This is a genomic window from Streptomyces sp. NPDC050448, assembly GCF_040655295.1.
In the GTDB taxonomy this organism is placed as follows: Bacteria; Actinomycetota; Actinomycetes; order Streptomycetales; family Streptomycetaceae; genus Streptomyces.
This window is the reverse complement of the sequence record NZ_JBFAJR010000007.1, coordinates 253378-263715: the sequence shown is the minus strand read 5'-3', so window position 1 is coordinate 263715 and position 10338 is coordinate 253378. Positions and strand designations below refer to the sequence as shown.

At 74.8% G+C, this 10338-nt stretch carries 13 protein-coding genes; 7 read left to right on the top strand and 6 right to left on the bottom strand.

The window, feature by feature from the left end; genetic code table 11:
• Positions 1 to 229: 229 nt before the first annotated feature.
• Positions 230 to 688, bottom strand: a complete 459-nt coding sequence (locus AB0I68_RS12330) for a hypothetical protein (RefSeq protein WP_363177168.1) — start codon at positions 686 to 688, stop codon at positions 230 to 232.
• 94 nt (positions 689 to 782) lie between these two features.
• Between AB0I68_RS12330 and AB0I68_RS12325 the strand changes: the two genes are divergently transcribed.
• Entirely contained in the window at positions 783 to 1127 is a 345-nt protein-coding gene (locus tag AB0I68_RS12325; protein ID WP_363177167.1) for a hypothetical protein, read from the top strand.
• Here the strand turns inward: AB0I68_RS12325 and AB0I68_RS12320 are convergent.
• Entirely contained in the window at positions 1124 to 1963 is an 840-nt protein-coding gene (locus tag AB0I68_RS12320; protein WP_363177166.1) for a MerR family transcriptional regulator, read from the bottom strand. The two genes, AB0I68_RS12325 and AB0I68_RS12320, sit on opposite strands and share 4 nt — an antisense overlap.
• 84 nt (positions 1964 to 2047) lie before the next feature.
• Positions 2048 to 2485: a hypothetical protein gene (locus AB0I68_RS12315; RefSeq protein ID WP_363177165.1), complete on the bottom strand. Its 438-nt coding sequence runs from the start codon at positions 2483 to 2485 to the stop codon at positions 2048 to 2050.
• 288 nt (positions 2486 to 2773) lie between these two features.
• Here AB0I68_RS12315 and AB0I68_RS12310 point away from each other — a divergent pair, with 288 nt between their 5' ends.
• Together AB0I68_RS12310 and AB0I68_RS12305 are read left to right on the top strand one after the other, a co-directional pair.
• A complete protein-coding gene (locus AB0I68_RS12310; protein WP_363177164.1) occupies positions 2774 to 3106 on the top strand; it encodes a hypothetical protein in 333 nt (110 codons plus the stop codon).
• 289 nt (positions 3107 to 3395) lie between these two features.
• Positions 3396 to 4136, top strand: coding sequence for a peptidoglycan-binding domain-containing protein (locus AB0I68_RS12305; RefSeq protein WP_363177163.1), 741 nt, complete (start codon positions 3396 to 3398; stop codon positions 4134 to 4136).
• Between the two features lie 73 nt (positions 4137 to 4209).
• On the opposite strand, the gene AB0I68_RS12300 is transcribed toward AB0I68_RS12305, so the two are convergent.
• On the bottom strand, positions 4210 to 4953 hold the full coding sequence (locus AB0I68_RS12300; RefSeq protein WP_363177162.1) for an SDR family oxidoreductase: 744 nt from the start codon (positions 4951 to 4953) through the stop codon (positions 4210 to 4212).
• A gap of 135 nt (positions 4954 to 5088) precedes the next feature.
• Between AB0I68_RS12300 and AB0I68_RS12295 the strand changes: the two genes are divergently transcribed.
• Positions 5089 to 6165 (top strand): RNA ligase (ATP), encoded by a 1077-nt coding sequence (locus tag AB0I68_RS12295; protein ID WP_363177161.1) that lies wholly within the window; start codon positions 5089 to 5091, stop codon positions 6163 to 6165.
• A 92-nt stretch (positions 6166 to 6257) separates the two neighbouring features.
• Positions 6258 to 6848: an HD domain-containing protein gene (locus AB0I68_RS12290; protein WP_363177160.1), complete on the top strand. Its 591-nt coding sequence runs from the start codon at positions 6258 to 6260 to the stop codon at positions 6846 to 6848.
• A gap of 63 nt (positions 6849 to 6911) precedes the next feature.
• Here the strand turns inward: AB0I68_RS12290 and AB0I68_RS12285 are convergent, their stop codons facing one another.
• Positions 6912 to 7352: a hypothetical protein gene (locus AB0I68_RS12285; RefSeq protein WP_363177159.1), complete on the bottom strand. Its 441-nt coding sequence runs from the start codon at positions 7350 to 7352 to the stop codon at positions 6912 to 6914.
• A complete protein-coding gene (locus AB0I68_RS12280; RefSeq protein WP_363177158.1) occupies positions 7345 to 8079 on the bottom strand; it encodes an SDR family oxidoreductase in 735 nt (244 codons plus the stop codon). The genes AB0I68_RS12285 and AB0I68_RS12280 overlap by 8 nt, the downstream gene beginning before the upstream one ends.
• A gap of 122 nt (positions 8080 to 8201) precedes the next feature.
• On the opposite strand from AB0I68_RS12280, the gene AB0I68_RS12275 reads away from it, so the two are divergent.
• Positions 8202 to 9140 (top strand): LysR family transcriptional regulator, encoded by a 939-nt coding sequence (locus AB0I68_RS12275; protein ID WP_363177157.1) that lies wholly within the window; start codon positions 8202 to 8204, stop codon positions 9138 to 9140.
• 224 nt (positions 9141 to 9364) lie between these two features.
• Positions 9365 to 10282, top strand: a complete 918-nt coding sequence (locus AB0I68_RS12270) for an NADP-dependent oxidoreductase (RefSeq protein ID WP_363177185.1) — start codon at positions 9365 to 9367, stop codon at positions 10280 to 10282.
• The last annotated feature ends 56 nt before the right edge of the window (positions 10283 to 10338 follow it).

Sequence of the window (10338 nt, the reverse complement as noted above, 5' to 3'; positions counted from 1 at the left end):
TGCCGTTGCGAGGGTGTCCAGGTCTTTCGTCACACATTGACCCTGGACGCCCTCGCGCCATGTCCGCAGGCGAACCCTTGGACTCATTCATCTAGGGCGGAGGGCCCTACAGGAATGGCGGATGAGGATGGTCCCGGATGGTCCTGCGCGAGGTGCGCGACGGCGACCTGGCGGTGTTCTGGCAGCAGTTGACGGACCCCGGGGTGGCGGTCCGGGAGGTCCGGGCCGGTCAGCGCGGGGGTTCCACCTCCAGGAACCGGCGCCGGCGCGGGCCCCGGTAGAGCAGGCAGCCCCAGCCGAGGGGTTCCAGCGCGGCCGCGCAGGCCGTCAGCCGCTCCTGCTCCGCCTCGGCCGCGCCGCCGCCCGGCGGGCCGACCCAGGTCACCTCGACCCGTCCGTCCTCGGACGGGCCGGGCGCCACCCGGTACCCCGTCCGCGTACGCCGGCCCTCCGCGTCCACCGCCGACGGTGTGATGCCCGCCGCCTCCAGTACGAGGGCCACCGCGCGCGGCATCCGCCGCAGCTCCCAGGGAGCGGGAACCGCCGTGCCCGCCGGGCCGTTCACCAGTCGGCGGATCTGCAACAGGCCCTCGTACGCCGTGCGGACCTCGGCCTCCCGCGCCGCCGTGGCGGGCTGTTCCGTTCCGTCGCCGGTCGCGGGCTCGAAGCCCTGCCCGGGTGCCGTCACGGCCCACCCCCTCCCTCGGTCTGAGTACCTCACACCCAACGACCTGAGTACCCGCCCCGATTCCCCGCGCCCCCGCCGCTGATCGAATGGGGGCATGATCTTCGCCGCCGCCGCCGCCGCCCGCACCGCGCACCGCCCGCGCCGCATGCAGCACGTGACCGCCGCCGGCTCCGCCCTGGCCGTGGCCCTGGTCCCGCTCGTGGTCGGCGTCCTGGTGGCCAAGGGCATGGCCGCCGATCCGCACACCCCCGTCAACGCCCTCATCACCGGCGGCGGCCAGCGGGCGGGCCTGCCCCGGGCCGAGTGGCGGCGGCGCGGCCACAACACGATGCACCGGCTGCGCACCGCCGGCCGGGGAACCGCCCGGCGCTGCGCCTCCGTCCGTGCCCGCCACCGCCCCGCCACCCCCCTCTGCCCGGAGCGGGACCGCGTCGCCTAGACCTCGGGCGCGAGCGGCTCCTGGAGTTCGGTGACCCATTGGTCCCGGTCCTCCGGGCAGGCGAGGTTCAGCTCACGCGCGTACCCCGCCGAGCGGTGGCCGTTCGCGTCGATCCACCGCGCGAGGGCCTGGGCGGTGGGCAGGACGCCGTCCATCGGGCCCCGGTGCACCACGGTCGCGGCCCGCTCGACCCCGGGCAGCTCGACCACCCGGACCGTGCCCCCGAGGTGCTCGGCGCGGACCGAGGCCCCCACCGGCAGCCCGGCATGGACGAGGACGGCTCCGGCCTCCGCCCCCTGCGCGTCCTCGTAGTACGCGGTCCCCGGGCCGGTCGGGACCACGCCGGCGGCCTCGATCCGGCGGCAGAGCTCGTCGTAGAGCGGGCCGATGACCGGCCCGATGTCCTGCGGCTGGTAGCTCCCCGCGACCCCGGTCAGTTCGACGAGCCGGACGGGCGGAAGGCTTTTGACGACGATGTCGACGGTGGACATGGATCCCTCGCTCTCGATGGTCCGGAGCCTCGCCTCGACCTGGGTCAGCCGGGCCGCCGCAGCGGCCATGGCCGACTCCAGTTCCGCCTGGCGCAGCCGCAGCATGCCGCGCAACTCCTCCGCGCCCACCCGCTCGTCGAGGATCGACCCCACCTGGTCCAGGCTGAAGCCGAGCTCCTTGAGCGCGATGACACGGTTGAGGCGGGCGAGCTGCTCGGCCTCGTAGTAGCGGTAGCCGGTGGCGGGGTCGACACGCGCCGGGCGCAGCAGTCCGATGGCGTCGTAGTGGCGCAGCATGCGGACCGACACCCGGCCGTGCTTGGCGAAGTCTCCGATGTAGAACATGACGCCTTCCAGTGCAGGCCCTGACACAGGGGGAGAGTCAAGCCCCGCCGGTGCAGGCCCTGATCACCGAGCGGTATCCGCTGGTCAGCGGCCATATTGCCGGATGCACAGATCCACGATGGACGGCGGTACGGCCCCTTCGGCGGCCGCGCACAGCTCGTCCGGCCGGGGCAGCGGAGCCGGCTGCCGCGGGATGCGCGGCGGTGCGGGCTGGGGCGGGTGCGCCCGGCGGGGCGCCGACGGTTTCGCGGTGCGCGCGGCGGGCGGCCGGGCGGCCTTGGCCGGCGGACGCTCCGGGTCCGGCGCCGGGAGCCGGCCCAGCGGCAGGGGCCGGGACTCCGGGAAGGGCGGCGGTATGCCGGGGGCGGCGGCCACGGGTGACGCATCGGGCGTGTCCGGCGCGTCCAGCGGCGTCGAGGAGCCGCGCGACGGGGCCGGGGCGGCGTCCGGGCCGACGGAGACGCAGCCGGTGCTCGCGAGCAGCGCGACGAGGGACAGGGGCAGGGCCCGGCGTAACTGCATCCGACCACCATGCCGTACCGGACGGCCGGTCGGGTCCCCGCGCTCACGCGTCCGGGTGACGCGGCGGCGGAGTCGGCCCGGGCGTCTGCGGGCGCTCGTGGCCGCTCCCTGCCAGGCCCGGGCCGGCGAAACGATTGCCCGGACCGGGAATATCCGTACTCTGCCGGAGGACGGGAACGACAGTGCGAGTGCCGGGGGAGGCGCGACCCCCGGTGCGCCGCGCTGCCCTGCCTGGCCGGCGCGCGCGATGCGTACCGTGCGGTCCTCGCGATCAGCGCCGCCCTCACCGTGATCCTCGGCCTGATCGCCACCCTGCCGGGAGCGGCCGCCGGGACCGTGCTGCTGCTCGCCTGGGGGCTCGCGTACGGGGGTGTCTCCGTGAGCCTGCAGAGCTGGATGATCAAGGCGGCGCCCGGCGCGGCCGAGGCCGCCACCTCGCTGATGGTGGCCATGTTCAACCTGGCCATCGCGGCGGGCGCGCTGGCCGGCGGGTTCGCGGTCGACGGGATCGGGGCCCCGGCGGCCCCGCTCACGGGGGCCGCACTGATGCTCGTGGCCGCGGTCACGGTCACCCTCACCGTCACGGTCCGGATGCCGGGGGCTACCGCGGCCGATCGGTAGGCCGGACGGATGGGGCAGTTCGGACACCCGGCTTGACCCGGGCCACCCCGGAAGGAAAGAGTGCGCCGATCAAGCACTCGAGAACCACCGCATGAGCTTCACTTCGGAGACATTTCATATGTTCATATCGGCCCGCTCTTCGCTTGACCCCATGACGACCGCAGGCGCCCTCGTGCCGGGCGCCGTGACGCGCATGGTCCTGGTCGCGCGGCGGCGCAGGGCCTGACCGGCCGGGTGGGGGCCGACACCGCACCGCCGCGCCGGTCCCCACCCCTGCCGGGAGACAACCGTGTCCCACCACCCCGATGAGAGCGGGAGCGTCCCCGAGGACCGCCTGCTCGTGCGCCCGTACGCCGCCCCCACCGGGCGGCCGGCCCGGTCGACGACGCCCGCCTGGCCGCACACCGGACCCGTCTCCGCCTCCTTCCACGCGCCCGAGGGCCAGCGCGAGGACCCGGAGCGCGCTCCGGATGCGGCTGCGGCCGAGTCCACCGATGCCCGCGCCGCGCGGCGGGACCCGGGCAGCCGGCTCCTGCCGGCGGTCCTCGCGCTGCTCGCCCTCGGTGCGGCCGGCGGACTGGTGCTCCTGCTGAGCGGCCCCGATCCGCGGTCCGAGCGGGCCGTGGCACCGCCGGAGTTGTCCGTTCCGGTGCTCCAGGCGCGCAGCCCCGGCACCGACGCCGAGCCCTCGCCCAAGGGCTCCGTACGGGCTTCCGCACCCTCGGCGGCCGCATCGGCGTCGGCCGGCCCGTCCGCAAGCCAGACCGCGAAGGTGGCGCCCGGGCCGAGCGCCTCGGCCGGGCAGTCGCCGACGGGGCGTTCCGCAACGCTGCGGATGGGTGACCGCGGGCCCGAGGTGAGCGCCCTGCAGGAGCGGCTCTACGGACAGGGGTTCACGTACGTCACCGTCACCGGCGCCTACGACAGCCAGACCAAGCGCGCGGTCGCACAGCTCCAGCGCGACCGGGACATCAAGGGCGACCAGCCGGGCGTCTACGGCCCGGCCACCCAGGCCGCGTTCGGAGGCTGATGCCGGGGCCGGGGCCGGGGCCTGGTCCGGGTCGGGGCCTGGTCCGGGGCTGCCGCCGAGGCCGGGGGGCCGGTCAGCGGCCGCCGGAGACGCGCAGGATGGCGCCCGTCGTGTACGAGGCGTCCGGGGACAGCAGCCATGCGATGGCCCCGGCGACCTCCTCGGGCTGCCCGGCCCGCCCGAGCGGGATCCCGGCTGCCGCGCGGGCCGGTCTGCCGGGGTCGCCCATCGCGGCGTGCATGCCGGTCTCGATGATGCCCGGCGCCACCGCGTTGACCCGGATCCGGTCCGGGCCGAGCTCCTTGGACAGCCCCACCGTCAGGGCATCGGTGGCGGCCTTGGTCGCCGCGTAATGGACGTAGTCGCCGGGGCTGCCGAGCGTGGCGGCCGCCGAAGAGACGTTCACGATGGCCCCGCCGCCCGCATCCGCCATGTCCCGGGCGGCGCGGCGGCAGCACAGCAGGTACCCCAGCAGGTTGACCTCGACCACACGCCGCAGATCCTCGGTCGCGGCGTCGGCGAGCCGCCCGAGCGGGCCGCTCACCCCGGCGTTGTTCACCAGCCCGGTCACCCCGCCGAACTCGGCCCCGGCGATGTCGAAGAGCCGCTCCGCCCCGCACTCCCGGGAGGTGTCGCCGCGTACGGTCAGACAGCGCGCACCGGCCGCCCGTACGCGCTCCGCGACGGCCTCGGCGGCCGCGTCGTCCCGGAGATAGCCGAGCACCACGTCATGGCCGTCGGCGGCCAGCCGCACACAGGTCGCGGCGCCGATGCCCCTGCTGCCTCCGGTGACGACGGTGACCGGACGACGCGGCACGGGGACCTCCTGGGGCGACGGGACGGCAAAGCCGGGTCAGGCTAACACCGCGATATCGGCTGGACCAGCAAAAATGCCGGGCCGCAGAGTGGACGCCTTCGCACACGCCGCCGTCACATCCGAGGAGTTGCGCACATGTCCACCTTGCGGGTCACCGCCGAAGAGCTGACCGTCCACGGGCATCCGAACGCCGACGCGCTGGAGCTGGCCCAAGTGGGCCTCTACCGCGCCGTCGTCGCCAAGGGCGCCTACCGCACAGGCGAGTTCGCCGTCTACATACCCGAACAGGCCGTGCTGCCCGCCGAGCTGATCGAGGAGCTCGGCCTGACCGGCCGCCTCGCGGGCAGCTCCGCCGACCGGGTCAAGGCGGTCCGGCTGCGCGGTGAGCTGTCGCAGGGGCTGGTGTGCCGGCCGCGCGCACTGGCCGGCGTGGACCTGGCGCAGGCGGCCCAGGAGGGTACGGACTTCACCGAGCTGCTCGGCATCACCAAATGGGCGCCGCCCATCCCGACGACCATGAACGGGGAGGTGGAGGCCGCGCCCGAGCTGCTGCCGTGGGTGGACATCGAGAACCTCCAGCGCTACCCGCACCTCTTCGAGCCCGGCGAGCCGGTCGTCCTCACCGAGAAACTGCACGGTACGGCCTGCCTGCTGACGTACGTCGCGGACGGCGGGCGCGTGCTGGTCTCCTCCAAGGGCTTCGGGTCCAAGGGGCTGGCGCTCAAGGAGGAGGACCGCAACCTGTACTGGCGGGCCGTGCGCGGTCACGGCGTACCGCAGGCGGCGGCGAAGCTGGCCGCCCGGCTGGGCGCCACCCGGATCGGGGTCTTCGGTGAGGTGTACGGCGCGGGCGTCCAGGACCTCGCGTACGGAACCGATGCCCGTACGGCCGCCACGGGGCCGGGGTACGCCGTCTTCGACGTGTCCGCGGAGATCGACGGGCAGGTGCGGTGGCTCGATCCGCAGGAGCTGTTCCGGGACGGCGAGCTGCCGCTCGTACCCCGGCTGTTCGAGGGCCCGTACGCGCTCGACACGGTACTGGAGCTGGCCGGGGGCCGGGAAACGGTGTCCGGGCGGGCCATGCACCTGCGCGAGGGCGTCGTGATCCGCCCGGTGGTGGAGCGCTACAGCCCGGTGGTCGGCGGCCGCGCCATCGCGAAGGCCGTCAGCCCGGCCTACCTCACCCGCAAGGGAGGCACGGAGTACGAGTGACCCGGCGCGGCACCGGCCCGCCCGACCGCGCCGCCGCCCGGACCACCCGTTTCCGCGGCGGGGGGCGCGGGGGCTCCGCGTAGTCTGACCGGATGGCCGACTCCGATGCGCTGTCCCGGGCACTCGACACCCCGGGGGATCCGCCGCTGCGCGCGTTGCCGCCCGGCGTGGGCGCGTTGCTGCGTCAGCTTGCTGCGCCGCCCCGGCTGGCGGCGCATCTGCGGCTCGTGCACGACGTGGCGGGCCAACTCGCCGACTGGCTGGCCGCGTACTGCCCCGGCCTGCCCTTCGCCCGCGAAGCCGTGCTGTTCGGCGCGGCCACGCACGACGTGGGCAAGGCCGTGTACACCGCCGAGCTCAGCGGTCCCGGCTCCGCGCACGAGGCCGCCGGCCGGGACCTGCTCCGCGCGCACGGATACACCGAGGACCAGGCCCGCTTCGCCGCCACCCACGCCACCTGGGCGGCGCCCGGCGTCAGCGTCGAGGAGCTGCTGGTGAGCACCGCCGACACGGTGTGGAAGGGCAAGCGCGTGCCCGGACTGGAGGACCGGCTGGTCGGGCGGATCGCCGAGGCCGCGGGCGCCGAGCCCTGGGCCGTGTTCCTCGATCTGGACGAGCTGCTCGGCCGGATCGCCGACGGCGCCGATCGGCGGCTCGCCTTCCAGGCCGCCTTTCCGGTCTGACTTTCCGGTCTGAGCGGCCCGCTGTTCACTCCGCTGTTCACTCCGCTGTTCACTCCGGAGTGGTCATCCGGGACTTCGGGGGGTGTCGAGCGGGAGGGGGGTATTGGCCCCCCTCGTGAACTCGACGGTGGTGAAGACGAGCGGGGTCGTTCCGGCGTTCTCCAGGTCGTGCAGCAGGAACTCGCCGGGGCCGAAGGTGAGATGCCGGGTCTCACCCTCCGCGTACTCGACCTCGCGGGTCGTGCCGTCGCCGGAGTGCTGGCGGCTCCGGCCGGACGTCACGGCCGTCCAGAAGTAGTCGAGCACGTGCCGGTGGGCCGGCACCCGCTCGCCCGGCGCGAGCCGGATCTCCCAGACCCGGACCCGGTCCGTCTCGCTGAGCAGCCGCTGCCCGACGTGCCCGTTGAAGGCGCCCGCCTCGAACTCCGCCCGCAGCGCGGGTGACCAGCCGTCGAAGCCGCAGCCGGTCGGCTCGCCCGCGAGCGCACGAGGGGTGTCAGACAAGGCGCGCACCGCCGTCCACGTGCAGCACGGTGCCGGTGACGAACGGGTTGCCGATCGCGTACAGCACCGAGCGCACCACGTCGTCGGGGGTCCCGGTCCTGCGGGCGGGGTTGCGGCCGGCGACGCCGCGCAGGAACGCCTCCTTGTCCTCGCCGAGCCGGTCCCAGGCCCCGGAGTCGACGATGCCGGGGGAGACGGCGTTGACCCGCAGCGGGGCCAGCTCGACGGCGAGCGCCTCCACCAGGAAGGACAGGGCACCGTTGGTGGTGGCCATGACCACCCGCTCCGGGGCGGGCCGCCAGGCCGCGACGCCGGAGAAGAAGGTGAGCGAGCCGCCCTCGTTCATCCGCCCCGCCAGGTGCTTCGCGAGCAGCAGCGGGCCGAACACCTTGGCGGCGAACGCCTTCCGGACGTCGGCGAGTACGAGGCCCGAGACGGGCCCGTTGGCGGGGACGGCGGCCGTCGAGACGAGGTGGTCGACGGAGCCCGCGGCTTCGGCGAGGGCGGCGATCGAGTCCTCGTCGGTGAGGTCGGTCGGCTGGATGCGGGCCGGTCCCGGCAGGGTGTTCGCGGTCGCCGCCAGCCTGTCGGCGTCGGGCCCGGCGAGGATCAGCTCGGCGCCGGCCGCCGAGGCCGTCCGGGCCAGCGTGCGCCCGATGTGCGACCCGGCGCCGACGACGACGAGCCGCTTGCCGTCGAGGGAGTCATGGAAGAGAGCAGTGGTCATGGGATGTCCTGTGTGCTGCGTTCGTGGATACGGGCCGAGTGGCTGCCGCTGTGCACGACTCTCCATCGGCCGGAGTCCATAGGTCCAAGACTTGGTTTCTACTGCTGCCATAACATTTGCTCATGACTACCCTGCGCCGGCTCGAGTACCTGGTCACCGTCGTCGACTCCGGGTCCTTCACCCGGGCCGCCGAGCTGCTGCACGTCTCCCAGCCCGCGCTGTCCCACCAGGTCCGCGCGCTGGAGCGGGATGCGGGCGGCCCGCTGCTGGAACGGCTCCCGCGTGCGGTCCGGCTGACCCCGATGGGCCGCGCGATGCTCCCGCACGCCCGCGCCGCGCTCGCCGACGCCGAACGGGCCCGTACCGCCGCCCGCCGCGCCGTCGGCCTGGACGGTGGCGAGATCCAGGTCGCCGCCGTCTACTCGATCACCCTCGGGCTCCTGCTGCCGGTGCTGCGCACCTGGCACGGGCGGCATCCGCAGGTGCGCATCCGGCTGATGGAGTTCCCGCACACCGACGCGCTGCTCGCCGCCATGGCCGCGGGCCGCGCCGATCTCGCCGTAGGCCCGGAGCCGCGTGCATGGGACGGCCCCGTACGGGAGTTGGGGCAGGAGGAGTTCGTGCTGGCCGTCCCCGCCGACGATCCGGCGCCGGACCGGGTGCACCTCGCGGACCTGGCGGACCGCTCCTGGGTGCACTACGCCCCCGGCAACGGCCTGGCCGAGGTGGTGGACCAGGCGTGTGCCGGGGCCGGCTTCCGGCCGCGTGCCGCCGTACGCACCGAACAGACCGCGGCGGCACCGCTGTTGGCCGCCACCGGGCTGGGCCCGGCCCTGGTTCCCGAGAGCGTCGTGCCGCCCGGCTTCGCGGGCCGGGTGCTGCGCCCCGTGCCGCCGGTGCGGCGGATGCTGGCCGCCTACACGCGCCCGCACCCCGACCCGCTCACCACGGCCTTCCTGGACATCCTCGCCGAGCACGTGAACGCCGACGTGAACGCCGACGCGGACGCGGGCGTGAAAGCGGACGGGGACGCGGACGCCGCCCCGGGAGGTGGCGCCTGACCGGGGCCGCCACCCGGGACGCCGGGCCCGCCGGCCCGGTCAGCCCGCCCGGCCGCCGACTCGCCGTGGGCCGCGCACCGGGCCCTGTGAGAACGCGGGCCACCGCGCCGCGCCGTGCCCGCCCCGCCTCTCGGGGCGGGCACGGCCTTTCGTGATGGGATGGGGGAGGGTGCTTCCACCAGTTCACGGCACACGGAGAGGTCGGGTAGATGTCCGAGGACACCATGCGGGCGATGGCGTACGAGACGTACGGCGGGACGGAGGTGCTCACCGAGACCCGGCTGCCGAAGCCCAAGCTGGCCCCGGGCGAGATCCTCGTCCGGGTCAAGTGCGCCTCGGTCAACCCCGTCGACTGGAAGATCATGGCGGGCGGGCTCGACGCCCTGATGGACGTCATGTACCCCGTCGTCCCCGGCTGGGACGTCGCCGGCACGGTCGAGCAGGTCGGCATCGACGTGCCCGAGTTCGCGGTCGGCGACGAGGTCATGGCGTACGCCCGCAAGGACTACGTGCACGGAGGGACGTTCGCCGAGTACGTCAGCGTGCCCGTCCGCGCCGCCGCGGCCAAGCCCGCCTCGCTCAGCTGGCAGGAGGCGGCCGGCCTGCCGCTGGCCGGGCTCACCGCGTACCAGCTGCTCACCCGGCTCGCCACCGGCAAGGACGACATCGTCCTCATCCACGGCGCCGCGGGCGGGGTCGGGTCCTTCGGCGTGCAGATCGCCCACGCACTCGGCGCCCGGGTCATCGGCACCGCCTCCCCGCGCAACCACGACCGGCTGCGGGAACTCGGCTGCGAGCCCGTCGAGTACGGGGAAGGCCTGGTCGACCGGGTGCGTGCACTCGCCCCCGACGGGATCACCGTCACAGCGGACTTCGTCGGCGGCGTCCTCGACGTCACCCGGGCGGTCCTGGCCGAGGGCGGCCGGCACGCCTCGATCGCCGACCACACCGTGCTCGGCGCGGGTGGCCAGTGGATGTGGGTCAGGCCCGACGCCGAGGGGCTCGCCGAACTGGGCCGGCTCGCCGACAGCGGGCAGCTCACCGTCACCGTCGCCAAGACGTTCCCGCTGTCGGAGCTGGCGGCGGCCTTCGCGCTCAGCCAGACCGGGCGCGTCGCCGGAAAGATCATCCTGGAGGTCTGAGGCCCCCTCAATGTACGGCGGCAGTCGCCATGTTGAGCAGATCCGCCATCGTCCGT

Coding starts and splice junctions, on each gene's coding strand:
- AB0I68_RS12290 (WP_363177160.1), top strand. CDS start 6,258: ATGGCCGACTCCGATGCGCTGTCCCGGGCACTCGACACCCCGGGGGAT.
- AB0I68_RS12280 (WP_363177158.1), bottom strand. CDS start 8,079: ATGACCACTGCTCTCTTCCATGACTCCCTCGACGGCAAGCGGCTCGTC.
- AB0I68_RS12320 (WP_363177166.1), bottom strand. CDS start 1,963: ATGTTCTACATCGGAGACTTCGCCAAGCACGGCCGGGTGTCGGTCCGC.
- AB0I68_RS12315 (WP_363177165.1), bottom strand. CDS start 2,485: ATGCAGTTACGCCGGGCCCTGCCCCTGTCCCTCGTCGCGCTGCTCGCG.
- AB0I68_RS12325 (WP_363177167.1), top strand. CDS start 783: ATGATCTTCGCCGCCGCCGCCGCCGCCCGCACCGCGCACCGCCCGCGC.
- AB0I68_RS12295 (WP_363177161.1), top strand. CDS start 5,089: ATGTCCACCTTGCGGGTCACCGCCGAAGAGCTGACCGTCCACGGGCAT.
- AB0I68_RS12270 (WP_363177185.1), top strand. CDS start 9,365: ATGCGGGCGATGGCGTACGAGACGTACGGCGGGACGGAGGTGCTCACC.
- AB0I68_RS12275 (WP_363177157.1), top strand. CDS start 8,202: ATGACTACCCTGCGCCGGCTCGAGTACCTGGTCACCGTCGTCGACTCC.